Origin of the sequence: Nocardiopsis prasina DSM 43845 (assembly GCF_000341265.1) — a bacterium.
In the GTDB taxonomy this organism is placed as follows: Bacteria; Actinomycetota; Actinomycetes; order Streptosporangiales; family Streptosporangiaceae; genus Nocardiopsis; species Nocardiopsis prasina.
In genome coordinates this window covers 13301-36021 of sequence record NZ_ANAE01000073.1, presented here as the reverse complement: position 1 = coordinate 36021, position 22721 = coordinate 13301, and the positions used below count along the sequence as shown (strand labels likewise).

The window sequence follows — 22721 nt, the reverse complement described above, 5'->3', positions numbered from 1 at the left end:
CCCCCCCCGCCCCGCCCCCTGTCTCCCCGGAGCTACAGGTCGATTCCCGTGAGGACGAGGACCCGCTCGTGGGTGAGGTCCGTCATCGCGGCGCGCAGGCCCTCCTTGCCCACACCCGAACCCTTGACGCCGCCGTAGGGCATCTGGTCGGCGCGGAAGGTGGGGACGTCCCCGACGACCACACCGCCGACCTCCAGCTCCCGGTGGGCGCGGAAGGCGGTGGGCAGGTCCCGTGTGAAGACACCGGCCTGGAGACCGAAGTCGCTGTCGTTCACGGCGGCGAAGGCGGCGTCGGTGTCGGCCACCCGCTGGACCACCAGCACCGGACCGAACACCTCCTCGCGCACCACCCGGGAGTCGGCCGGGGCGTCGGCCAGGACGGTGGGCGCCACGGTGACGCCGTCACGCGTGCCGCCGGTCAGGAGGCGGGCCCCCGAGGCGACCGCCTCGTCGATCCAGGACGTCACGCGTTCGGCTGCCTCCGCGTCGACCAGCGGGCCCACGTCGGTCTTGGGGTCGGCCGGGTCGCCGGTGCCCAGCGTCTCGACCTCGGCGACCAGGCGCCGCACGAACTCGTCGTGGACGGCGTCGGTGACCACGACCCGCTGCACTCCGATGCAGACCTGGCCTGCCTGGTTGTTGCCGAACAGGGCCACCCTCTTGGCGGCCCAGTCGAGGTCGGCGTCGTCCAGCACCGCGGCCGCCGCGTTGCCGCCGAGTTCGAGGGTCACGTGCTTGTGTGGGGCGCGCCGCTGGAGTTCCCAGCCGAACGGTCCGCCCGTGAAGGAGATGACGGGCAGCCGCTCGTCGGTGATCAGCGGGGCGGCCAGCTCGTTGGGCATGGGCAGGATCGACACCATGCCCGCGGGCAGGTCGGTCTCGGCCAGGATCTCGCCGAGGACCAGGGCGGTCATCGGGGTGGCCGGGGCGGGCTTGAGCACGACCGGCGCGCCCACCGCGATGGCCGGGGCGACCTTGTGGGCGACCAGGTTGAGCGGGAAGTTGAACGGCGAGATGCCCAGGACGGGGCCCTTGGGGACCCGTCGGACGAGCGCCATGCGCCCGGTGCCTCCGGGGTCGGTGTCCAGGCGCTGGAGCTCGCCGCTGTCCCTGCGGGCCTCCTCGGCGGCCCAGCGGAACACCGACACGGCACGTCCGGCCTCGGCGCGGGCCCACTTGATCGGCTTGCCGCTCTCGGCGGTGATCACCTGGGCGATCTCCTCCGCGCGTTCGCCGATGCGCCGGGAGACGTGGTCCAGGGCCCCGGCGCGGACGTGCGCGGGCAGGGCGGCGGCCTCGGCGGACACCGCGTGCGCGGCGGAGACGGCGGCCTCCACCTGCGCCTCGGTGGGCACAGAGACGACGCCCGCCGTCCCGCCGGTGTAGGGGTTGCGGACGGTCAGCTCGGTGTCGCCGGTCGCGGCGGTACCGGCCAGCCAGAACGGGTGCGTGGTCATGTCGGCGACGCTAACCCCCAGCCGAGGCGGCACGCCTTGTCCACTGTCGCCAATCCGGAGCTCCGACTTGGCCACTGTGGCGCATACGGTCGGGGAATGTCGGGGGCCCCGGACACTATGGGTCCGAACGAGAACCCTGGGAGCCCACCATGAGCGTCAGCCTGTACTACAGCGCCCACCGCGACACCCCGCTCAGCGACGCCGAGCGCGCCGAGCTCCGCCGGATCGTCGCCGAGGGAGAGGACGCGCTGACCGCCTTCGCCACGCGCGCCCTTCCCGCGTGGGCCCGTGACGGTGAGGTCACCGACCCGGACCTGGAACCCGGGGAGCTGTTCGAGCCCCTGGCGCCGTACTCCTTCGGCGGTGAGCGCGGGGAGCTGTTCGCCGGATCCAGCAAGATCTCCCACACGGCCAGCGGGCCCGAGCCCCAGATGGCCCAGCTGAACCACTATCTGGCCGCGCTCGCCCGGCTGCGGGACGCGGTTCCCGGCGCGGAGTGGCGTGTGAGGATTGATGACTTGGCCGTTCCTTGGGTAGACGGAGAGTACGACCTGGGGTCGGCGGGGCACTGACCCGTCGAAGGGAACCTGGTCAACCGGCTGGCGCAGCGACGGTCCTTCGTCCACAGTGGTGAGGGAGGGCTCTGCCAGCGGGTTCGGCCGGACCCTCGGGTCCGCCGCCGTCGGGAACCCGGGAGTGCCCATTGCCGCTCGTCTACCGCACGTTGGTCGCCGTCCACGACGACGACGGGGACCTGGTCTCGGTCGCCTCCTCCGTCCTCTCCCGCTGGCTGAGCAAGCGCGGTAACTCGGGTGCGCGGGTGGACTTCGCCGACTCGGGCCGGTACGAGCTGAGCAACCGTTCACGGGCACTGGTGGCACGGCACCACAACACCGACGAGGGCCTGACCTTCCTTCGGCTGACCACCGAGTCCGAGAAGCCCGAGGGCGTGTGGCGCACCCTGGCCACGGTGGTGGTGGACCCCGAGCTCTCCCCGTGGAACTACGTGTGGATCGACATGACCGTCGACCCCGCCGAGCCCTCGGACTCCCCCCGCTCCGAGGTGATGCCGCCCGAGGCGGCGCGCATGCTGCTGGAGGCGGTGGGCGCGCACGACGGCGCCCACCCCCTGCCGTCCTCGCCCCGGATCGTGCGCGGGCGCGACGACGAGGACGTGGCGACCCTGGTCGCGACCATCCGCGATCCCCTGCGCCGCCTGGCGGTCGTCGCGACCGGCGCGCCGCGCGACGTGACCGTGGCCGACTGGCGCACCTCCATGGCGGGGACGCTGTCCCGCTGCACGGGCATGTGCGCCGGGTACGTGCTGGACGGGGCGGCCCTGGAACGGGTCGCCGAGCTCCTCCCCCGTGGCCTCGACGTGCCCGTGGGCGGGGTGCGCACCTTCTTACCGGGCGTGGACCCCTCCGACCAGAGGGACGTCCAGCGCCACCCCCGGATGAGTCCGGGCACCCTCGACACGGCCCGCGAGGGCGAACGCGTGCGCAACTGGGTGGGCGCCGCCCTGTCCCGGCGGGTGCGCGACAACGCTCTCGGCCTGCGCCTGCCCGAGGCGCTCCGGTCGATCGACGCGCTCCTGGCCGAGGAGACCGAGGACCTGCGCCGGGGTCCGAACACCCGTGCCCCCGTTCCCCCACGGGCACCCTCAGGATCGGGGAACGTCATCGCACACCAGTCAGGGCACGACTCCGTCTCCTCGGTGGAGCTCGCCGCCGCCCAGGCCCAGGAACAGCAGGTTCGGCGGCTCAGAGACGAGGTCCGCAGGCTCAACGCGCGGATCGGTGAACTGTCGGACGAACACCAGGCCATGCTCGCGGAGACCGCCGACCTCGCCGACGAACTCGCCGTCGCCAGGGAGGAGCAACGCTCGGCCCGGTTCGAGGCCCGGTGGCTGCGCGACCAGGCGAGGGACGCCGGTCTGTTCCGGCTGGCCGCCGCCCCGGCCCCGCGCGACCCCGAGCTGCGTCCGCCGTCCAGCGTGGCGGAGCTACTGGAACGGATCACCGACGGATCGGCCCTGCCGCACCTGTTCTTCACCATCGAGGACCAGACGGTGTACGAGCTGTCCGACAGCCGCAAGGAGGGGCTGTGGGTGACCCGGGCCTGGGAGGCGCTGATGGCCCTCAACGACTACGCCCGCTACCAGTTCGACAACCCGGGCAGCGGGCTGGGCTTCCACTCCTACCTGCGCGAACCCCCGGACGGCTACCGGGTGATCCCGGTCAAGCGGCTGGCCTCGCAGGAGTCGGACTACGTCCGCAACCGGGGCAAGCTCAACGAGAAGCGGGTCTTCCGGGTGCCGAGCGAGGTGGAGCCGGACGGCCGGGTCCCCATGTACGCGCACATCAAGCTGGACATCGAGTACGGCATCTGCCCCCGGCTGTACTTCTTCCCGCACCTGGGCCCGGACACCACGAACAGGGTGTACGTGGGCTACCTGGGGCGCCATCTGCCCGTCCAGCAGTCCAACTGAGCCCCACCGAGCCCACAGGGGTGCTTCGGGGTCAGACGAGGGCGTGGCCGAAGGAGCGGGACAGGGCGACCAGGTCGGGTTCCCCGTACCGTTCCACCAGGTCCTTGAAGCGGAGTTCCTTCTCGGGGCCGAAGCGGCTCACCTTGGCGGCGTAGGTGTCGGCGGTGAGGAAGACCGGCGGCCGGCTCTTGCTGTGGAACTTGTCCGCGTACATGACCAGTTCCTCCTCGGGTGACTCGGCGAGGTAGTCGGCGACCGGGATGGGCAGTCGCTGGGTGCGCACGTCGTCGCGGGTGACCCCCACTCCGGTGTGGTGCGAGCAGAACCGGCACAGTGTCTCGGGCAGCCCCTCCTCCGCCAGCAGTTCGTGACCGAGCACCCCGTGGCTCACGTAGCGGGAGCCGTCGATCCGACCGTGCTCGTCCATCAGGCGGTAGACACCGACGTCGTGGAGCAGGCACCCGGCGCGGACGAGGTCCGCGTCCACACCGGTGGGCGCGCGGTCGAGCAGCGGTTCGGCGACCTCGCACACGGCCCGGCAGTGGGTGTACACGAGCTCGAAGGCCTCGGCGGTGGGCGCGTGACGCTCGTGGAGGGCCCGGATCTCTTCGTCGGTGGGGATCTGCATCCCAGCAGACTAGGGCAGCCGGGACCGGACATACCCTGGGTGCCGTGACGGGAACGAGGACCGAGGCCCTGAGGGGTCTGGCGGAGACGGAGTGGCGCGAGCGCGCCGAACTGCACGGGCGTCGGGTGGATGCCCTGGTCGGCGACCACGTCCGGCGCAGGAGCGCGGGCGAACGGCACCCCGTCGAGGACTTCCTGTTCACCTACTACAACCTCAAGCCCGCACAGCTGCGGCGCTGGCACCCCGGTGTGGGAACGGTGCTGCTGGGCGAGGGCTCACGCGAGCGGCTCTCCGAGCGCTTCTACACCGGGCTCTCGGGCGGGGTGGGCCTGGACGTGCCCGCGTTCCTGGCCGCCCGTCCGGTGCTGGACTTCGTGGAGCGCCTGTTGTCCTCGGTGGCCGAGCGCCCCGCGCACCTGGGCTGCTTCGGACTGCACGAATGGGCCATGGTGTACCGGACCGAGGAGGTCCGACACGGCCAGGTCCCGCTGCGGCTCGGTCACGAGGGCACCGACCGTGTGGTGGAGTCGCACCGCGTCCAGTGCTCCCACTTCGACGCGTTCCGGTTCTTCACCGGACCTGCGCGCCCGCTGAACACGCTCCAGCCCACCAGGGAGCGCCAGGCGGAACTGGACCAGCCGGGGTGCCTGCACGCCAACATGGACCTGTACAAGTGGGCGTACAAACTCACCCCGGCGGTCCCGTCGGAGCTGGTGGCGGACTGCTTCGAACTGTCGAAGGAGATCCGGGTGCTGGACATGCGCGCCTCGCCCTACGACCTCCGGGAGTGGGGTTACCCGCCGGTCCGGATCGAGACCGCCGAGGGTAAGGCCGCCTACATGGAGTACCAGCGGGACTTCGCCGAGCGCGGAGCGGTGCTGCGCGAGCGGGTGCTGGACGTGTGCCGGGCCCTGCGCGCGGCCTGATTCAGGGCAGGTCGGCGCGGCCCACCTCTCTGGCCTCGCGCTCACGGGCCAACCGGTGGGCCCGCCACGTTCCGGTGAGGAGCACCACGAGGCTGATCCCGACGGGCACGAGCACAGCGGCGGCCTCCCAGCTCGGGGTGGTCGCCAACGGCAGCAGGACCAGACCCGGCAGACAGACCAGCCCGGCCGCGATCGACCAGTGCGCGGAGAGCTCGTGCACGGCGTACCAGGCGTCTTCGCTGGAACGGGTGTAGCGGGTCCGTATGCCGAAGAGCTCGTTCGGCTTGATCCGCCGTAGGGCACCCAGTGCCCCCATGAGCACCAGGACCACCGTCATGAGCAGCAGGCAGCCCATCGTGCTGAGGAACGCGCCGAGGGGCATCGTCTGATCAGAAGCCGCGGCCAGGGGGTTCACGGGGGTGTGGTCCTTCCGCTCGGGGGTGGGAGGGCGCAGGAGGCGGTTCCGCCGGGGAGCCGGTGCCGGTTGGCGGCCACCACCCGGTAGACGGCGCGGTTGAGCACGCGCACCCCGGGCATCAGCAGCAGCCGGCCGAGGGTTCGGGCGGGGAGCCCGGCGCCCAGGAGCACCCCGGCGATGGCGTCTCCTCCGGCGAGCCGCCGCCCGTCCCGGTGCACGAGCCAGGCCTGGGCGTCGGTCTGTTCGGGGGTGAGGCCGAGAGCGGGCAGGTCGGAGTCCTGCCAGGCGGCGAAGGAGGTCCGGGTGCGCAGGCGCTCGCGCGCGAAGGCGACCGCGCGCTGGCAGAAGCCGCAGTCCCGGTCGTACAGGAACAGCCCCGACCCGCGCGTGTGAGCGGTGTCCGCCATGATCCCGTTCCTCCTGGTTCCGTTGCTCCTTCTTCCTTCCTACCTCCCCACTCCACCCGACCGACAGTCAGGGGCCCGAGTCGCGTCGAAACCCGTTGCGGCCGTGGATCGGTGTGCCAATAATGACCGCCATGCCCCCCACGGAGATCCGCCCCTACCGACCCACCGACGAGGAGAGGTGGCTGCGCTGCAGGGTGCTGTCCTTCCTCCACACCGCGTACTACGACGATGTGGTCCAGAGGAAGCCGGTCCGCCCGACTCCCTCCGTGGAGCTGGTCGCCGTGCGGGGCGACACCCTGGTCGGGATCCTCGACGCCGAACTGGGCGGGGACACGGCGGTGATCGAGACCGTCGCCGTTCACCCCGACCACCAGGGCCGGGGGGTGGGCGGGCGACTGCTGGGCACCCTCCTGGAGTGTCTGCGAGAGCAGGGGGTCCGGAGGCTGGATGCCTGGACCCGTGACGACCCCGCCACGCTGGCCTGGTACCGGTCCGGTGGCTTCACCGACCACGACCACTACCTGCACGTGTACGCCGACCACGACGAGGTGGCGCGGCCCGCCCTTCCTCTGCTGGACACCCGGTCTCCCCAGGGGTCGCGACCTCCCCCCGCACCCAAGGTCAAAGCGGTGGTGAGGGCCTTCGGGCACGCGGACCTGGCGGACGAGGAGGAGCTGCGCGCCGAGTTCCGTAGGGTGCACGTGTGCCGACGGTTCACGCGGCCGGTAGGCCCTCCGGGCCCCCGGACCGAACGGACCCTGAAATCCTGAACCAGTCGCCACCGGTCCCCGCGACGCGGAGGGCGCGTCACGTGAACCGGCAGCGGTCGGACCGGAGTCACAGGTGGGCGACCGCCAGGGCGTAGACCGACGCGGACAGCACGGTCAGGGAGAGCAGGACCGAGAGAGCGAACACGGGGACGTGCAGCCAACGGAACCGGCCCGCCTCCACCGGAACCCTGACGAAGTGCCAGGCCAGGACCGACGCAGCTGCGGCGGCCACACCGACGGACCAGGCGAACAGCGCGTTCGGCACGTCCGTCCACACCCCGATGTGCTGGAGGTAGGTGAGCCAGGCGAGGTTTCCCAGAGAGAGCGAGACGATCCGGAGCCGGTCGATGGGGCGCTGGGTGACCAGGGTGCGCCGCCGAACCGCGAGGGCGAGGAGCAGGACGGGAGGGACGATCAGCAGAAGAAGCGTGAGCCCGGCGCTGATCGCCGCCGTGGGCTCGGCGGACAGGACCGACTCTCCCGGCTGGTCGTCCAGCAACCCCTCGACCACCGCCATCTCCTGGAAGGAACCGCTGTTGCTCATGAGCACCACGGCCTGTTCGCCGTCGTATCCCACCATGGTGGAGGCGCCGTAGGTCTTGCCGTTGTGCATGATCAGGGTGCCGCCGTCGGAACCCGTGACGCGGAGCCAGGCCAGGCCGGATTCCAGTTCCCCGAACCCGGGCACGGGGTCGATCTCGGGGCCTGCCGGGACCGGCTCCACCGAGTCCGCCCCCGGGGCGCTGCCGGCGGTGACCGCCGCGATCAGGACGGCAAGGTCCGCCGTGGTGCTCCAGGTTCCTGCGCCAGCCGCGGCGTAGTCGCTGTTGGTCCACGGAGTGATCCGCACGCCCGGCGAGTGGTGGGACCACGCGGCGCCCGCGGGCAGGTCCGACCCGGCGATGACGGTGTCCTCCAGACCGAGCGGGTCGAGGACGCGCTCACGCGCCAACTCCGGGTAGGTCGTCCCGGCCTCGGCTGCCAGGGCCCCTCCCAACACGGCCATCCCGTGGTTCGAGTAGACGTACTCTCCCCGGCTGACCGGGCTGGCGGTGGCCAGCCTGTCGAGCGGGTCCGCGAAACCCAGGTAGGGGTCGGCGCGGACGAGGGAGCCGACGAGGAAGGACGGCGCCGACAGGTCCTCAGTAGGGATACCGGGCAGCCCGGACTGGTGGGTGGCCAGCTCCTCCAGGGTGATCGTGGCGGTCTCGGGGTCGGCGAAGTCGACCTCGGGGAGGACCTCGCCGAGGGTGCGGTCCAGAGAGGTCTCCCCGTCCGCAACCATGTCAGCGAGGAGCATGCCGGTGACCACCTTGAACACCGAACCGGTCTCGAACGGGGTGTGCTCGTCCACCGGGGTGGCGCCGTCGGCGGTCCCCGCGGCGGCCCACTCGACCGCGGTGGGTTCGTCCAGGTCGAAGCGGCCGACGGACAGTCCCTGGACCTCCACCGCCCGGTCTCCGAGGACTGCCTCGAGGTCCTCGGTGAGCTCCGTGTCCCCGGAGACGACGGGGGCCGACACGGCCTGGGCCGGGGCGAACAGGTGGGTGAGGACCGCCACGACGGCGCCGGCCACCAGGGCGATCAGCCAGACCCGGCGCGGCGCGGCGGGGGCGCGGCGCTTCCTCGCGGGCGTACCGGGCGGCGGACCCGCGGGATGGGCGGTCGGGGGAGAGCCAACGGATGTCATGCTTCGATGATCGCCTGGACAGCTCTCCTGCCCGTAGTCGCCGTTGTCACCCCCTGGCCGGGAGGAACACGTGTCCGCCCGGTGACAAACATCCGCCTGGCCCGATGACAACTGTCAGATCCGGCGTCCCGGGCGGGAGCCGACGGCCGGGACGCCGCCCTGCCGGATGACCGACGTGGAGGCCCTGCGCGGATCTTCCGCTTCGGAACGGGTCGGCTTCGTCAGAACCGCGCTCCGAACGACGGTGCGCGGGCACCCTCCGGGGGTACCCGCGCACCCGGTCCGGATCAGCTCGCGCCGTGCACAATCCGCTCGGCCAGCTCCGCTCGGGGCTGGACCTCGCCGGACAGGATCTGCTCGGCGTAGTGGCAGGCCACCCGGTGGGTGGGCTGCCCGCCCTCCAGCGGGCGCAGCTCGGGGCGCTCGGTGTCGCACCGCTCCTCCTGCCGCCACGGGCAGCGGGTGTGGAACCGGCAGCCCGCGGGCGGGTTCGCGGGCGAGGGCAGGTCACCGGCGAGCAGGATGCGCTCCCGGGTGTCCTCGACTGTCGGGTCCGGGACCGGCACCGCCGACATCAGCGACCGCGTGTAGGGGTGCAGCGGGGTCTCGTACAGCTGGTCGCTGGTGGCCTCCTCGACCAGTGACCCCAGGTACATCACCCCCACCACGTCGCTCACGTGCCGCACCACCGCGAGGTCGTGCGCGATCACCAGGTAGGTCAGGCCCAGTTCCTCCTGGAGCTCCTCCAGCAGGTTGAGCACCTGCGCCTGGATGGACACGTCCAGCGCGGAGACCGGTTCGTCGCAGATGATGAGGTCGGGCTCCAGCACCAGCGCCCGGGCGATGCCGATGCGCTGTCGCTGGCCGCCGGAGAACTCGTGCGGGTAGCGCTGGAGCGCCTTGGCGGACAGCCCCACCCGCTCCAGCGCGTCCACGACCCGGCGGCGCTGGTCCTCCCTGGTCCTCTGCCTCAGCTCCGACCGGCTCAGCCCCTCGGCCTCCGCCCCCTCGGGACCGCCGATCCCGTGCGTCTGGAGGCCCTCCAGGAGGATGGAGCCGATGTTCTGGCGCGGGTTGAGGCTGCCCAGCGGGTCCTGGAAGACCATCTGGAGGTTGGCGCGCTCGCGGCGCATCGACTCCGAGTCGAGCCCGGCCAGGTCGTCCCCGCCGAACCACACCTCGCCCTCGGTGATCTCGTTCAGCCGCAGCACCGCCCGGCCCAGGGTGGTCTTGCCGCAGCCGGACTCCCCCACCAGTCCGTAGGTCTGGCCCTTCTCGATGCTCAGCGAGACCCCGTCCACGGCGCGCACGTGCCCCACGGTGCGGTCGACGATCACGCCCCGCTTGATGGGGAAGTGGACCTTGAGGTCCCTGATCTCCAGCAGGCTCATCCCCGCTCCTCCTCGTCGTCGCCCACCACGGCCGGGCTCTCCAGCACGGCCCGGTCCACCACGTCGGCGTGGCTGATGGGGTTCACACAGCGGTGGACGTGTCCCGGGTCCCCTGCGCCCACTTCGACGAGCTGGGGCGGTCCCTGGAGGCACTCCATGGTGTAGTGGTCGCAGCGGGGCGCGAACGCGCACCCGTCCGTCCACGCGATGTTGTCGTTGACCGATCCGCGCACCGGGGTGAGCGGTTCGCCGCGGGGCGCGTCCAGGCGGGGGATGGAGCCGAGCAGGCCCACCGTGTAGGGGTGGGTGGGGTCGCTGAAGAGCGGCGCGCGTTCGGCGGTCTCCACCGCCCGGCCCGCGTACAGGACGTTGATGTCGTCGCACAGCCCGGCCACCACGCCGAGGTCGTGGGTGATCATCAGCAGCCCGGTGCCCTCCTCGGTGACCAGGTCCTTGAGCAGCTCCAGGATCTGGGCCTGGATGGTGACGTCCAGGGCGGTGGTGGGCTCGTCGGCGATCATCAGGCGCGGCTTGCAGGCCACCGCCATCGCGATGAGCGCGCGCTGGCGCATACCGCCGGACAGCTGGTGCGGGTACTCGTTCAGGCGCCGGGTGGGGTCGGGGATGCCCACCCGGTACAGCAGGTCGGCGGCCTCCGCCCTGGCGGCGGCGCCACGCATCCCCCGGTGCCGCTTGAGGATCTCGGTCACCTGGAGGCCGATGGGGACCACCGGGTTGAGCGAGCTGAGCGGGTCCTGGAAGATCATCGCCAGCTGGGAGCCGCGCAGGTCGCGCATACGGCGCTGGGAGATCCTGAGCAGGTCCGCCTCCTGCGGCTGCTCGCCCCGGTCGGACAGGCGCATGACGGCGCTGCCGCCGACCTTCACTCCCCGGTCCGGCAGCAGACCCATGAGGGCCAGGGAGGTGACGCTCTTGCCGCAGCCGGACTCGCCGACCAGACCGGTGACCTTGCCCTCCTCCAGTGTGAAGGAGACTCCGTCGACGGCGCGGGTCGGGTTCTGGCCCTTGCGGTGGAACACCACGGACAGCTCGTCCACCGCCAACAGCGGCGTGCTGGAACTCATGGTCACTTCCTCAACTTCGGGTCGAGCGCTTCCCGCAGCGCCTCACCCAGCAGGGTGAAGCCGAGCGCGGTGATGATGATGCCCAGGGCCGGGTAGACGGCCAGGGACGGTGCGCTGGACAGGAACCGCTGGGCCTCGGACAGCATCGTGCCCCACTCGGGGTACGAGGCGTCCGGGTTGCCCAGGCCCAGGTAGGACAGGGCTGCCGCGTCGATGATGGCCGTCGCCAACGTGAGCGTGGACTGCACGATCACCGGGCCCATGGAGTTGGGCAGGATGTGCGTGACGGCGATCCGGCGCTTGCGCACCCCCAGGGCCTGCGCGGCCAGCACGTACTCGCGGTTCCCCTGGGAGATCATCGCGCCGCGCAGCAGGCGGGCGAAGATGGGGACCTGGGCGATGCCGACCGCGATCATGACCGTGGTGAGGCTGGGCCCGACCAGGGCGGCGACGGTGACGGCCAGCAGCAGGGTCGGCATGGCCAGCATCATGTCGATGACGCGCATGACGACGTTGTCGACCTGGCGCCCCCAGCGTCCGCCCAGCACCGAGCAGGCGCCGGCGAGGCCGCCCAGGAGCGCGCCGAACAGGAAGCCGACCAGGGTGGCGACCACACCGACCAGGAGGGTCTGGCGTGCGCCGATCACCATGCGGGAGAACATGTCCCGGCCGAGGTGGTCCAGGCCCAGCCAGTTCTCGGCACGCGGCCCGACGAACTCGTTGCGGTTCGGGAAGACCTCGCCGCCCCAGGCCTGGGAGGTGGGACTGTACGTGGCGATGAGCGGCGAGAACAGGGCGATGACGAGGAACACCGCGACGATGACCGCGCCGGTGATCGCCATGGGGCTGCGCCGCATGCGCTGGAAGGCCTCACGCCAGACCCCCGCGCCGTGGCTGCCCGCCTCCCGGTCGCCCATGAGTTCGGCGAGCCGGTCGACCTTGTCGGCCTTGCGCTTGTGGAACGGAACCTTCTCGTCGGCCCCGGCGGTGTCCGGTGCCTCGGGCGGGTTCGGACTCGGTGTCGTAGGCATCACTGGGCCCGCACTCTCGGGTCGAGGAGGCTGTACGAGATGTCGACCAGGAGGTTGATGAACACGTACATGGTGGCGATGAGGAGGATGAAGCCGGTGAGCACCGGATAGTCGCGGGTCTGTGTCGCCCCGTAGACGAACGACCCGATACCCGGGAAGGCGAAGACGCTCTCGGTGAGGACCGCGCCGGCGAAGAGGCTGCCCGCGAGCAGACCGACCGCCGTGACCACCGGCAGGAGCGCGTTGCGCAGCACGTGGCGGGTGCGCACCGTGGTGCGGTGCAGGCCCTTGGCGTTGGCGGTGCGGACGTAGTCCTCGCCCATGACCTCCAGGACGCTGGCCCGGGTCATGCGCGTGATGACGGCAAGCGGGATGGACGCCAGGGCCAGTCCCGGCAGGACGAGGTGGGCGAGCGCGTCCATGACCACGTCCCACTCACGCGTCATGAGGCCGTCCAGGACCACGAAGCCGGTGATGTCGGTGCGGCTCAGGCCCGGTGAGAGCCGGAAGGCGGAGGGGAGCACGCCCAGGTTCTCGGCGAAGACCACCTTGAGGATGAACGCCAGGAAGAAGACCGGGGTGCAGATGCCCAGGAGAGAACCGCCCACGGCGGCGAAGTCCAGCACCGTGCCGCGCTTGCGGGCGGCGAGGTAGCCCAGCGGCAGACCGACGGCGACGGCGAAGATCATCGCGGTCACGGCCAGTTCGAAGGTCGCCGGGAAGCGGAGGAAGAACTCGTCCAGGACCGGTCGGCTGGTCTGGAGGGAGGTCCCCAGGTCGCCCTGCAGGATGTTGCGCAGGAAGGTCAGGTACTGAACCGCGAGGGGTTCGTCCAGGCCGAGGGACCGGCGCAGAGCGGCACGCTGCTCCGCGGTCGCGTCGTCGGGGAGGAGGGCGTACTCGGGTCCGCCCGGCAGTCGTTGGAGCCAGACGAACAGCAGGATCGACAGACCGCCGAGTGTCGGGATCAGCTGTAGGAGTCGCCTGACGATGAATCGCAGCACCTGCGCCGCCTTTCGCCAGTGGTGAGAACGATGGACGCGGAGCGTCCCCCGCCGGGGTGTGGCGGGACGGACGGATGGTCTCTGGGGGTACCCGGGGGGGGTGCGGCGCGGTGTGCCTTGGGGCAGCGGACCGCCGGGGGTGGCCGTGCGGCGGGCCCGACCGGTCAGGACCGGTCGGGCCCGGCGGAGGACCCCTCCCAGGTCCGGGAGGGGTCTCGCGCCTACTTCCAGGAGGCCTCGGAGAAGTTCTCCTGGGTCAGGGGGCTCACGTTCGGCGGGTTGACGTCCCCGGAGAACGCGATGGAGGGCGGGGAGCTGGAGATGGGCAGCCCGGGCAGGACGTCCATCACCATCTCGTTGAGCTCCTGGTACCCGGCGATGCGCTCGTCGGCGTCGGGGTTGGTGCTCACTTCCTCCATCTTGTCGAAGAGCTCCTCGTCGTCCAGACCCCAGGCGCTGTTGGGGGTGGAGAACCAGGTGCCGATGAAGTTGTAGGCGTCGTTGTAGTCGCCGGTCCAACCGAGCAGGTACAGCGGGCAGTTGCCGCTGTCGGTCTGGTTGATGTACTCGGCCCACTCGAAGCTCTTGGCCTCGACCGTCACACCGGCCTCCTGGAGGTCCTCCGAGATGACGTCGAAGATGTCCTTGGGGGCGGGCATGTACGGGCGGGTGACCTCGGTCGGGTAGCAGAACTCGACCGTGAGGTCCTCCTGGCCCGCGTCGGCCAGCTTCTCGGCGGCCAGCTCCGGGTCGTACTCGATCTCGCGGACGTCGGGCGACCAGCCGTCGAGGGTGTCCGGGTGGAACTGCGAGGCGACCTCGCCGCCCTCGGGGAGGATGGTGTCGACGATGCGCTGGCGGTTCACCGCGTGCGAGAGGGCCTCGCGCACCTCGAGGTCGGCCAGGGCCTCGTCGTCCTGGTGGTAGGCCAGGTAGAGGACGTTGAACACGTCACGGGTGGGGACCTCGAACCCGGCTTCCTGGAGCGGGCCGACGTCGGCCGGGGCCACCAGGTCGTAGCCGTGGATGTCGCCCGCCTCAAGGGCCTGACGGCGGGCGTTCTCGTCCGGGATGGCCCGGATGATCATGTTCTCGAAGCCCGCCGGGTCGCCCCAGTAGTCGTCGAACCGCTTGAGGGTGATCTCGCCCTGGTCCTGGTTCCACTCCTCGACGGTGAACGGGCCGGTACCGGCGACCGTCCCCGGGACCTGGGTGTACTCGGGCAGGTTGGGGTTGCCCTCCTCACCCGTGATCTCCTGGCCCTCCATGGCCTCCAGGCTGGTGGGGCTCATGATGCCGAAGGCCGCGAGGCTGAAACCGCCCGGGTACAGGGAGGAGTACTCGCTGACCTCGATGACGGCGGTGAACTCGTCCTCGGCGTCACAGGAGACGAAACGCGGATCCGGCGCCGCGTAGGCCTCGTCGTTCTCCGCGAATCCACCGAAGATCTTCTGCCAGTAGTACGAGTTGTTCGAGCTCTGGTAGGCACCGGAGAGGTTGAACCAGCGGTCGAAATTGGCGCAGACCGCCTCGGCGTCCAGGTCGTCGCCGTCGTGGAACTTCACGCCCTGCTGGAGGTTGAAGGTCCAGACGGTGCCGTCATCGGACTGGTCCCAGGATTCGGCCAGTCCACCGACGATTTCAGAACCGCCGGATTCGTGTTCGAGAAGGGTCTGGAAGACCTGGCGGCTGTATCGGAACGTCTCACCGTCGCTGGCGAGGAAGGGGTCGAGCGCGGTGATGTCACCGGCGGAGGCGAAGACGAACGGCTGCGAGTCGTCGCCGCTTCCGTCGGCGCGGTCACTCTCCGCACAGGCTGTCGCCACAAGCGTGAGCGACGCCGCGACGGCCAGGAGGCCGAGCGGCTTACGGGAAGACTTCGTGAACATGGTCCACCTCAGGGATGGGGGACGGGGGTTTGGGGCCCGGAACGATGAGTTGGACCCTAAACCGCACCATGACCACCTGGGAAGGTAGACGGCTGGGTATTAATACAACCGTTTCAGATCTGTGCCGTGATCCATAGATCGGCATTTGGCTCGCATGTGTTTAACTGAGCGTCGTCTTCCCCGGAGCCTCTCCCGCCCCAGGACGGTGACAATGGGTATTCATCCGAGCACAATTCCTCTTTCTTAATCCGATCATGGGATGAATGAACTTCAGCACCGAATGTCCGTTTTTTGTTTCCGTTCCGTGAACGGGGCCCGGGGCGCCGGAGGCGTGCGGTTCGTCCTATGATCTGCGGATGAACACTCCCCTAGACGACGCGGAGCTCACCGCGTTCCTCGAAGGCCAGGACACCACCTGGCTGGCCGAGCAGCTGATGCTCGTCGCCGACGAGGACCCCATCACCCGCATCCGCCTGAGTGCCGCGGCCGGAGCGGAGAGCGCGGTGGAGGAGGCCCGAGGCGTCGCGCTGACGCGGGTCACCGAGCACTCCCCCCAGGAGGCCGCGACCGACCCCGACGACGGGGACCCGCTGCACCGGTCGCTCGACCTGCTGGACGACCTCCTCGACTACGGCTTCGAGGACGAGGTGGGAGACATCGCGGACGAGGCCCGCGAGATCTACGTCAACCGTCACGGGGAGGACGGCAGCGAGCACCTCGCCCGCCTGCACGTCCTCGCGGACGGCGAGGAGGAGGACTGAGCGGCGGCACCTGAGGCGGGACCCCCGGACGGAAAGGGCCCGGCAGTGAGCGTCCCGTGACCACACGGGCCACGCGCGCTCCGGGCCCACGGCGTCCGGGTACCGCGCCGCAGCCGTGGTCGAGCGGGGACACGACCCGCGTCGCCCCCAGGTCGCCAAGTGCGAACCCCGCGAACGCGGGGATGGCCGCGCGAACGGGAAAGGGGTGCCCCGGCCAGTGGCCGGGGCACCCCTGCGTGACGTACTCCTAGGACTCGCACCAGCGGCGGACGTTGGTGCTCCACAGGGCGATGTTGGTGACGATGGCGAGGAGGGCCACCACCAGCGCGACCAGCAGCATCGGTGTGTCAGCGAGCCGGGCCGCCGTGTTGAGCGCGGAAACGGCCACGCCGAGGGCGACCACCGCGCCGAACTGGGCGGCACGCCACAGGACGTAGCCGGCACGGCGCACGGGCACCACCAGCGCGACCAGGCCCAGGGTGACCAGCGTCGCCAGGACCACCTGCACCCACAGGTCGCGCACGACCGGGGCGGGCGCGCCACCGTCCAGCGTCGCCCAGGCCTGGTAGGCCAGCCCGGCGAACGCGGCGGCGGTGACGAACATCAGGACACAGGTCTGCCGAACGTCCTGCGGGGGCCGCACACCGGGGCGACGCGCGGCGAGCAGGCTCTGCCGGGGGGCCGGAAGCACACTGAACGGCCGGGAGTCGGAGGATACGGGGGACGTCTGGGTGTCTTGCATGACGAACAGGTTCGCGTGCCGGGGCGTACTACACAAGTGGAGCAAAACCCCCGCGCATGTGGTGGTCGTCTCGCGGCGGCGGGTTCCGGTCAGGTGAGGGAGAGGCCCAGCCGTTCCGACACGTACTCCAGGGCCTGCGCGCTGAGCTGGGTGAGGTCGCCGCGCACGTCGAGCTCCAGCCCCTCCTCGTCCGGCCCCAGGCGCTCCAGGGTCTCCAGCTGGGAGCGCAGGAGCGCGGGCGGCATGAAGTGGTCCCTACGGGCCTCGATCCGCTCCCAGATCACCTCCTCCGTGCCGTGCATGTGGATGAAGTGCACGCCGGGCGCCCCTCGGCGGAGCACGTCCCGGTAGGAGCGCCGGAGCGCGGAGCAGGCCATCACGGTGGACTCGCCCAGCGCCTCGTGCGCGGCGATCCAGTCGGCGAGCTCGGCCAGCCAGGGCCACCGGTCGTCGTCGGTCAGCGGTACCCCGGCCGACATCTTGGTGATGTTGGCCTCGGGGTGGAAGGCGTCGGCCTCCGCGAAGGGCAGTTCGAGGCGCGCGGCGATCCGCTCGGCGACACTGGTCTTCCCGCTGCCAGATACGCCCATGAACACGAAATGCATGCTCTCTCCGAGTCTTGGCCCGCCGCCCGTGCGCGACGCCGCCAGCAATAGTGATATCAATCAATCCGGCTAGGCTGCTCCGTGACCCCGACCGCATCGCAGGAGATTCCGAGGGACGAGATGGCCACCGAGCACCGAACGCTGCACAACCGGGTGCTGGCGGTGCTCGGTCCGGCGATCGCCGCCGGAGAGTACGCCCCCGGCCACGCCTTCACCCTCCAGGGTCTGGAGGGCGACTTCGGCGTGTCCCGGACGGTCGCCCGCGAGGCGGTCCGTGTCCTGGAGTCCATGGGACTCGTGTTGAGCCGCCCCCGGACCGGTATCCGGGTCCGGCCCCAGCGGGACTGGAGCGTCTTCGACCCCCAGTTGATCCGCTGGCGACTGGCCGGATCCGGCCGCATGGAGCAGCTGCGCTCCCTCAACGAACTCCGGGCCGCCGTGGAACCCGGCGCCGCCGCCCTGGCCGCCGAACGCGGACCCGCCGACGAGCGGGCCCAGCTGGAGGTGGTGGCCGACAGGATGACCCTGACCGGCCAGGCGGGCGAGCTCACCACGTTCATGGAGCTCGACATCGCCTTCCACCGTCGCGTCCTGGAGCTGTCCGGCAACGAGATGCTCTCCGGTCTGGCCGAGGTGGTGACCGAGGTGCTCGTCGCGCGGACCTCCTACGACCTGATGCCGCACAACCCCCGCCCGGAGGCCCTGCGCCTCCACATGACGGTGGCGCGGGCCATCCGGGACGGGCTGCCCGACGTGGCCGAGGCGGCCATGCGGTCGATCGTCACCGAGGTCGCGGACGCCCTCAGGAACGACGCTCCCGGCCACTGAGGGCCTACAGGACCAGGTACAGGGCGAAGGCGAACCCGAAGCCGATGAAGCCGATCAGGGTCTCCATGACGGTCCAGGTCTTGAGCGTCGTCCTGACGTCCATGCCCAGGAACCGGCCGACCAGCCAGAACCCGGAGTCGTTGACGTGGGAGAGCGCGGTCGCGCCGGAGGCGATCGCGATGACGATCAGGGCCAGGTCGATGGAGCTGAGGCCGGAGGTGGCCTGCACAGCCGGAGCGATCAGACCGGCCGCGGTGGTGATGGCGACAGTGGCCGAGCCCTGGGCGACACGCAGTGCGAGCGCGATGACGAACGCCGCGACGATGACCGGCATGCCCGTGGACTCCAGGCTTCCGGCGAGGGCGTCACCGATGCCGCTGGTGCGCAGGACACCGCCGAACATGCCGCCCGCGCCGGTGATGAGGATGATCCCGCAGACGGGGCCGAGCGCGCCGCCGACGATCTCCTCGACCCGCTGGCGGGTGAAGCGCCCCTGGCTGAGGACGACCATCGCGTACAGCACGGTGATCAGCAGCGCGATGGGCGTCTCGCCGACGAGCCGCAGTGACTGGACCCAGACGGCGTCAGCGGGAACGGCTCCGGTCGCGGAGAGGGTGGCCGTGCCGGTGTTGGCGAAGATGAGCAGCATCGGCAGCAGCAGGATGCTGACGACCGTGCCCAGGCGGGGCGGGTTCTCATGGGTGACGTCGCCGTTGGACATGATGTCGTCCGGCACGGGGATCTCGAAGCGCTTCCCGGCCCACAGGCCGAACAGGTAGCTGGCCAGGTACCAGGTGGGGATGGCCAGGAGGACGCCGACGAGCAGGGTCAGGCCCATGTCCGCGCCGATCTCCACGGCCGCTGTGACGGGGCCGGGGTGCGGCGGCACGAAGGCGTGCATGACCGCGAAGGCACCGGCGGTGGGCAGGGCGTAGGTCAGCACCGAGCCGCCCACGCGGCGGGCCACGCTGAAGACGATCGGCAGCATCACGATGAGGCCGACGTCGAAGAAGATCGGGAAGCCGAAGAGCAGGGAGGCCACGCCCAGGGCCATCGGGGCGCGCTTCTCACCGAACAGCTTGATGAGCGCCCCGGCCAGGACGGCGGCGCCGCCGGTGACCTCCAGCATGCGGCCGATCATCACACCCAGCCCCACGAGGAGGGCGACGTTGGCGAGGGTGCCGCCGAAACCGTCGAGGAGGGTGGGGACCACCCCGTCGACCGGGATGCCCGCGGCCAGCGCGGTGAGCACGCTGACCAGCACCAGCGCGATGAACGCGTGCATCTTGAAGCGGATGATCAGGAACAGCAGGAGCGCGATGGCGCCCGCCGCGATCCCGAGGAGGGGACCCGTGCCGTAGACGGGTTCGAAGTTCTCCACGACGGAGCCTTCCAGTGGACGGGACGGTGGAGCTTGGTCGTGCGAGGACACGCCCTTGACCTGCTCTTGGACCAGGCTCCGAGAATGGTAATACCATTTGTGAGCATCTGTGAACACCGCTATCGATTTTGTGAGTGTGACCCACGACACACATGCCGGTGCGACGCAGATCAGGACAGGAAACCCCGAAGTACACCGGACCGCATCTCCACGTCACCAGCGGATAAAACGGGTCACTTGTGGGGCCGATGTGCCGTCCACGGTGCGCGGAGATTGACACCCCACCCACCCAGACCCCAACCTCATGCCATGAGCGCTGAGCCCACCCCCTCTCTGCACCTCGCCGTTTACGACGGGATGGCCGACTGGCACTACGGCCACACCGTCGCGCAGGTGCGGGAGGGACTCGGTCCGCACCGAACCGGCAGCCTCCCTGTCGTCACCGTGGGGCTCACCGGGGCACCCGTGACCACGGCGGGCGGTCTCACGGTGCTCCCCGACCTCACACTCCCCCAGTTCAAGCCCTCCACCAGCGCGATGCTCCTGCTGCCCGGATCGCCTGACTGGGACGACGATCCGGAGTCGCTGGCGCCCCTGGCCTCGGCGGCGGGCATCCTCCTGGACGCCGGGATCCCCGTGGCGGCCATCGGCGGCGCGACCGCCGGGCTGGCCAGGGAGGGGCTCCTCGATCACCGCGACCACACCAGCTCCGCCCCCGACTACCTGCTGGGCACCGGGTACGCGGGCAGCCACCGCTACCGGGAGGAGCTGACCGTCACCGACGGGGATCTGGTCACCGCGGGCGCCAGCGCCCCGGTCGAGTTCGCGCGGGCGGCCCTGGCCCGGCTCGGCCTGCTCAGCCCGCGCGCCCTGGACGCCTGGTACCGGCTGCACGCCCTCCATGACACGGACGCCTACCTGACGCTGTTGGAGGAGGCCTGATCCGCCAGGGCAGGCCCGGCCGCCCCCTGGCCGTCGGCGACCGGACCGTCGCCCTCAGGAGCCGGTGACGGTGGCACTCATGGCGTCGGCGATCCAGACGTAGGGGGTCGGGTCCTCGTCGCGGTCCTCGGGAACACCGTTGATCACGGCCACCAGGGCCAGGTACCGGCCGTGGGTGTCGTCGTAGACGGGCCCCTCGGAGACCGCGTCCTCCTCGGCGATCCGGCGCAGGAGGTCGGGGACCTGACGGAACCCGTCGGCCATCCGGGCACGCACCGCCGGGGTGAGCGGGGTGTCGGACAGGGCGACCGCCGCCTCCATGAAGCGTGTGACGGCCGACTGCGCGCGTGGGGACCGGGGGGACTCCCCAGCACGGTAGGCGGCGAGGAGGTCCTCCATGAGGGGCGCCCCGCTGTCGTGGATGAAGGACTGGAACGGCTCGGTGGCCATCGTCCGTGCCTCCGGGGCCGAGTAGGTGTCCCGGAGGTGGGCGTGGACCGCGTCGCGGAACTCCCGGTCCCGCACCAGGTCGGCCAGGGTGATCCAGGCCTCCAGCTGTGCGGCGGTGGGCTCCTCGGGCAGGACCGGGCGCATCGCGCGCAACCGGTCGACGAACCCGTCCGGCACGTCGAGCCCCTCCGCGACGTCGTTCCAGAAGTCGTCGATGGTCCGCTCGCGCTCCTCGTCGGTCATCGTCACCAGTCGGTGCATCAGGTCGGCCCGTGCCGTCTCACCCCCCTGGCTGATCAGGGCCCTGAGCACCGCCCGCCTGGCCCTCAGGGTGCGCTCCTGCCGCTCGACGATCCCCAGGTGGGTCACGAGCACGCCGTGCAGGGTCGCCTCGCCGGCGAGCAGCCTCCGGATCTCGCTCAGGTCGGTGTCCAGCTCGCGCAGGGTACGGACGAGTTCCAGCCCGGCGATGGCGTCGACGTCGTACATCCGGTGCCCGGACGCGTTCACGCCCGTGGGTCGCACGACCCCGGCGTCCGCGTAGTACCGGACCGCGCTGACGCTCAGCCCGCTGCGGCGCGCGGCGTCTCCTATGGGGTACAGCTCTTCGTGGTTCATGGGGACCACTGTGGTGCCTCAAGCCGCTTGAGGCGCAAGCCCGTCCGCACCGGCCCGGTCCGGGTTCCGTGGGGCCCGCGCAGTATCGTCGTGGGCGCACCCCACGCCGAGGAGGAACCTTGATCGACCTGCGTTCCGACACCCTGACCCACCCCACCCCCGCGATGCGCCGGGCCATGGCCGAGGCCGAGGTGGGTGACGACGTCTTCGGCGAGGACCCCACCGTGCGCGCGCTGGAGGAGGAGACCGCCGCACTCCTGGGCCGGGAGGCCGCGCTGTACGTGCCCTCCGGCCACATGGCCAACCAGCTCGGCCTGTACGTGTCCACCCGCAGCGGCGAGGAGGTGTGGGCGCACGAGCACCACCACCTCATCGGCGACGAACAGGGTGCCACCGTGGTGCTCGCCCGCGCCCTGCCCCGGCTGTACTCGGGTGAGCCGTTCCCGCCCCAGGAACTGTTGGAGTCGTGGATGGCGGGCGTCGGCGACGTGCACCGGGCCGACCCCGCCCTGGTGTGGCTGGAGAACACCTTCTCGGGGCAGGTGGTGCCCCTCGCCGAGCAGCGCCGGGTGACGGACTTCGCGCACGCGCACGGTCTTCGGGCCCACCTGGACGGGGCCCGGCTCTGGAACGCCGCCGTCCACCTGGGGGCCTCCCCCGCCGAGGTGGCCGCCGGGTTCGACACCGTGTCGGTCTGCTTCTCCAAGGGCCTGGGCGCCCCGGTGGGCTCGGCACTGGTCGGTGACACCGACACGGTCCGGCGCGCCCGGCGCGGCCGCAAACTGCTGGGCGCGGGCATGCGTCAGGCGGGGATCATCGCGGCGGGCGCGCTGCACGCGCTGCGCCACCACCGGGAGCGACTGGTCGAGGACCACGAGCGTGCCGCCCGGCTGGCCGGGCGGCTGGAGGGCCTGCCGGGGGTGTCGGTCGAGGCCCGGACCAACATGGTGCTGCTGACCACCCCGGAGGGTCGGGCCGGACGGTACCTGGAGGCCATCGCCGCCGAGGGGGTCCGGGCGATCGGCGGGGGTGCCCGCGTACGGCTGGTGCTGCGCCAGGAGATCACCGACAGCGACGTCGAGGAAGCGGCGAAGGCGATCACCAGGGCGGCCGCGTCGGTCTGATGTGAACGACCGCAGGTCAGCGCGGTGCCGCGTCGGTAGACTTGGCCGATCACGTGCGAACCCGGGGCGCCGACAGGTGTTGC

22 protein-coding genes are annotated in these 22721 nt (G+C 71.0%); 8 read left to right on the top strand and 14 right to left on the bottom strand.

The genetic code is table 11. The annotated features are described in order from the left end of the window. Positions 1-32 precede the first annotated feature (32 nt). Positions 33-1457 carry an aldehyde dehydrogenase family protein gene (locus D452_RS0102595; RefSeq protein ID WP_017542595.1) on the bottom strand — a complete coding sequence of 475 codons (1425 nt, stop codon included), beginning with the start codon at positions 1455-1457 and terminating at the stop codon, positions 33-35. 149 nt (positions 1458-1606) lie between these two features. Between D452_RS0102595 and D452_RS27595 the strand changes: the two genes are divergently transcribed. Together D452_RS27595 and D452_RS0102585 are read left to right on the top strand one after the other, a co-directional pair. Next, complete coding sequence (locus D452_RS27595; RefSeq protein ID WP_017542594.1) at positions 1607-2029, top strand: hypothetical protein; 423 nt, start codon at positions 1607-1609, stop codon at positions 2027-2029. Between the two features lie 131 nt (positions 2030-2160). Continuing rightward, the gene (locus tag D452_RS0102585; RefSeq protein ID WP_017542593.1) at positions 2161-3948 is read left to right on the top strand and encodes a hypothetical protein; all 1788 of its coding nucleotides are present in this window, start codon (positions 2161-2163) and stop codon (positions 3946-3948) included. 31 nt (positions 3949-3979) lie between these two features. Here D452_RS0102585 and D452_RS0102580 read toward each other — a convergent pair whose 3' ends face one another. After that, positions 3980-4576 carry an HD domain-containing protein gene (locus tag D452_RS0102580; RefSeq protein WP_017542592.1) on the bottom strand — a complete coding sequence of 199 codons (597 nt, stop codon included), beginning with the start codon at positions 4574-4576 and terminating at the stop codon, positions 3980-3982. A gap of 44 nt (positions 4577-4620) precedes the next feature. On the opposite strand from D452_RS0102580, the gene D452_RS0102575 reads away from it, so the two are divergent. Beyond that, positions 4621-5502: a hypothetical protein gene (locus D452_RS0102575; RefSeq protein WP_017542591.1), complete on the top strand. Its 882-nt coding sequence runs from the start codon at positions 4621-4623 to the stop codon at positions 5500-5502. 1 nt (position 5503) lies between these two features. Here the strand turns inward: D452_RS0102575 and D452_RS0102570 are convergent, their stop codons facing one another. Further along, entirely contained in the window at positions 5504-5917 is a 414-nt protein-coding gene (locus tag D452_RS0102570; protein WP_017542590.1) for an SdpI family protein, read from the bottom strand. Then, positions 5914-6327: a thiol-disulfide oxidoreductase DCC family protein gene (locus D452_RS0102565; RefSeq protein WP_017542589.1), complete on the bottom strand. Its 414-nt coding sequence runs from the start codon at positions 6325-6327 to the stop codon at positions 5914-5916. The genes D452_RS0102570 and D452_RS0102565 overlap by 4 nt, the downstream gene beginning before the upstream one ends. A gap of 131 nt (positions 6328-6458) precedes the next feature. On the opposite strand from D452_RS0102565, the gene D452_RS0102560 reads away from it, so the two are divergent. Then, a complete protein-coding gene (locus tag D452_RS0102560; protein WP_152498514.1) occupies positions 6459-7097 on the top strand; it encodes a GNAT family N-acetyltransferase in 639 nt (212 codons plus the stop codon). Between the two features lie 67 nt (positions 7098-7164). Here D452_RS0102560 and D452_RS0102555 read toward each other — a convergent pair whose 3' ends face one another. The 6 genes from D452_RS0102555 to D452_RS0102530 all read right to left on the bottom strand — a co-directional run bounded on the left by D452_RS0102555 (position 7165) and on the right by D452_RS0102530 (position 15187). Continuing rightward, positions 7165-8787, bottom strand: a complete 1623-nt coding sequence (locus tag D452_RS0102555) for a serine hydrolase domain-containing protein (protein WP_026128910.1) — start codon at positions 8785-8787, stop codon at positions 7165-7167. A gap of 287 nt (positions 8788-9074) precedes the next feature. After that, a complete protein-coding gene (locus D452_RS0102550) occupies positions 9075-10178 on the bottom strand; it encodes an ABC transporter ATP-binding protein (protein WP_017542586.1) in 1104 nt (367 codons plus the stop codon). Next, positions 10175-11263 carry an ABC transporter ATP-binding protein gene (locus D452_RS0102545; protein WP_017542585.1) on the bottom strand — a complete coding sequence of 363 codons (1089 nt, stop codon included), beginning with the start codon at positions 11261-11263 and terminating at the stop codon, positions 10175-10177. The genes D452_RS0102550 and D452_RS0102545 overlap by 4 nt, the downstream gene beginning before the upstream one ends. 2 nt (positions 11264-11265) lie before the next feature. Then, positions 11266-12294 carry an ABC transporter permease gene (locus D452_RS0102540; RefSeq protein ID WP_017542584.1) on the bottom strand — a complete coding sequence of 343 codons (1029 nt, stop codon included), beginning with the start codon at positions 12292-12294 and terminating at the stop codon, positions 11266-11268. Further along, complete coding sequence (locus tag D452_RS0102535; protein WP_017542583.1) at positions 12294-13298, bottom strand: ABC transporter permease; 1005 nt, start codon at positions 13296-13298, stop codon at positions 12294-12296. The genes D452_RS0102540 and D452_RS0102535 overlap by 1 nt, the downstream gene beginning before the upstream one ends. A gap of 221 nt (positions 13299-13519) precedes the next feature. Next, positions 13520-15187 (bottom strand): ABC transporter substrate-binding protein, encoded by a 1668-nt coding sequence (locus D452_RS0102530; protein WP_017542582.1) that lies wholly within the window; start codon positions 15185-15187, stop codon positions 13520-13522. Positions 15188-15543: 356 nt separating this feature from the next. Between D452_RS0102530 and D452_RS0102525 the strand changes: the two genes are divergently transcribed. Continuing rightward, positions 15544-15948 carry a hypothetical protein gene (locus D452_RS0102525; RefSeq protein WP_017542581.1) on the top strand — a complete coding sequence of 135 codons (405 nt, stop codon included), beginning with the start codon at positions 15544-15546 and terminating at the stop codon, positions 15946-15948. A 247-nt stretch (positions 15949-16195) separates the two neighbouring features. On the opposite strand, the gene D452_RS0102520 is transcribed toward D452_RS0102525, so the two are convergent. Both D452_RS0102520 and D452_RS0102515 read right to left on the bottom strand, forming a co-directional pair. After that, positions 16196-16690 carry a hypothetical protein gene (locus D452_RS0102520; RefSeq protein ID WP_239646311.1) on the bottom strand — a complete coding sequence of 165 codons (495 nt, stop codon included), beginning with the start codon at positions 16688-16690 and terminating at the stop codon, positions 16196-16198. A gap of 89 nt (positions 16691-16779) precedes the next feature. Next, on the bottom strand, positions 16780-17295 hold the full coding sequence (locus D452_RS0102515) for a gluconokinase (RefSeq protein WP_017542579.1): 516 nt from the start codon (positions 17293-17295) through the stop codon (positions 16780-16782). Positions 17296-17415: 120 nt separating this feature from the next. Between D452_RS0102515 and D452_RS0102510 the strand changes: the two genes are divergently transcribed. After that, positions 17416-18123, top strand: coding sequence for a FadR/GntR family transcriptional regulator (locus D452_RS0102510; protein ID WP_017542578.1), 708 nt, complete (start codon positions 17416-17418; stop codon positions 18121-18123). Between the two features lie 4 nt (positions 18124-18127). On the opposite strand, the gene D452_RS0102505 is transcribed toward D452_RS0102510, so the two are convergent. Further along, complete coding sequence (locus D452_RS0102505; RefSeq protein ID WP_017542577.1) at positions 18128-19504, bottom strand: GntP family permease; 1377 nt, start codon at positions 19502-19504, stop codon at positions 18128-18130. Between the two features lie 309 nt (positions 19505-19813). On the opposite strand from D452_RS0102505, the gene D452_RS0102500 reads away from it, so the two are divergent. Then, entirely contained in the window at positions 19814-20446 is a 633-nt protein-coding gene (locus tag D452_RS0102500) for a DJ-1/PfpI family protein (protein ID WP_017542576.1), read from the top strand. Positions 20447-20500: 54 nt separating this feature from the next. Here the strand turns inward: D452_RS0102500 and D452_RS0102495 are convergent, their stop codons facing one another. After that, positions 20501-21514, bottom strand: a complete 1014-nt coding sequence (locus D452_RS0102495) for a MerR family transcriptional regulator (RefSeq protein ID WP_017542575.1) — start codon at positions 21512-21514, stop codon at positions 20501-20503. A 119-nt stretch (positions 21515-21633) separates the two neighbouring features. Between D452_RS0102495 and D452_RS0102490 the strand changes: the two genes are divergently transcribed. Continuing rightward, positions 21634-22638, top strand: a complete 1005-nt coding sequence (locus D452_RS0102490) for a threonine aldolase family protein (protein ID WP_017542574.1) — start codon at positions 21634-21636, stop codon at positions 22636-22638. Positions 22639-22721: the final 83 nt, after the last annotated feature.

Coding starts and splice junctions, on each gene's coding strand:
- D452_RS0102580 (WP_017542592.1), bottom strand. CDS start 4,576: ATGCAGATCCCCACCGACGAAGAGATCCGGGCCCTCCACGAGCGTCAC.
- D452_RS0102515 (WP_017542579.1), bottom strand. CDS start 17,295: ATGCATTTCGTGTTCATGGGCGTATCTGGCAGCGGGAAGACCAGTGTC.
- D452_RS0102545 (WP_017542585.1), bottom strand. CDS start 11,263: ATGAGTTCCAGCACGCCGCTGTTGGCGGTGGACGAGCTGTCCGTGGTG.
- D452_RS27595 (WP_017542594.1), top strand. CDS start 1,607: ATGAGCGTCAGCCTGTACTACAGCGCCCACCGCGACACCCCGCTCAGC.
- D452_RS0102495 (WP_017542575.1), bottom strand. CDS start 21,514: ATGAACCACGAAGAGCTGTACCCCATAGGAGACGCCGCGCGCCGCAGC.
- D452_RS0102500 (WP_017542576.1), top strand. CDS start 19,814: ATGAGCGCTGAGCCCACCCCCTCTCTGCACCTCGCCGTTTACGACGGG.
- D452_RS0102530 (WP_017542582.1), bottom strand. CDS start 15,187: ATGTTCACGAAGTCTTCCCGTAAGCCGCTCGGCCTCCTGGCCGTCGCG.
- D452_RS0102595 (WP_017542595.1), bottom strand. CDS start 1,457: ATGACCACGCACCCGTTCTGGCTGGCCGGTACCGCCGCGACCGGCGAC.
- D452_RS0102565 (WP_017542589.1), bottom strand. CDS start 6,327: ATGGCGGACACCGCTCACACGCGCGGGTCGGGGCTGTTCCTGTACGAC.
- D452_RS0102550 (WP_017542586.1), bottom strand. CDS start 10,178: ATGAGCCTGCTGGAGATCAGGGACCTCAAGGTCCACTTCCCCATCAAG.
- D452_RS0102555 (WP_026128910.1), bottom strand. CDS start 8,787: ATGACATCCGTTGGCTCTCCCCCGACCGCCCATCCCGCGGGTCCGCCG.
- D452_RS0102525 (WP_017542581.1), top strand. CDS start 15,544: ATGAACACTCCCCTAGACGACGCGGAGCTCACCGCGTTCCTCGAAGGC.
- D452_RS0102560 (WP_152498514.1), top strand. CDS start 6,459: ATGCCCCCCACGGAGATCCGCCCCTACCGACCCACCGACGAGGAGAGG.
- D452_RS0102540 (WP_017542584.1), bottom strand. CDS start 12,294: ATGCCTACGACACCGAGTCCGAACCCGCCCGAGGCACCGGACACCGCC.
- D452_RS0102520 (WP_239646311.1), bottom strand. CDS start 16,690: ATGCAAGACACCCAGACGTCCCCCGTATCCTCCGACTCCCGGCCGTTC.
- D452_RS0102510 (WP_017542578.1), top strand. CDS start 17,416: ATGGCCACCGAGCACCGAACGCTGCACAACCGGGTGCTGGCGGTGCTC.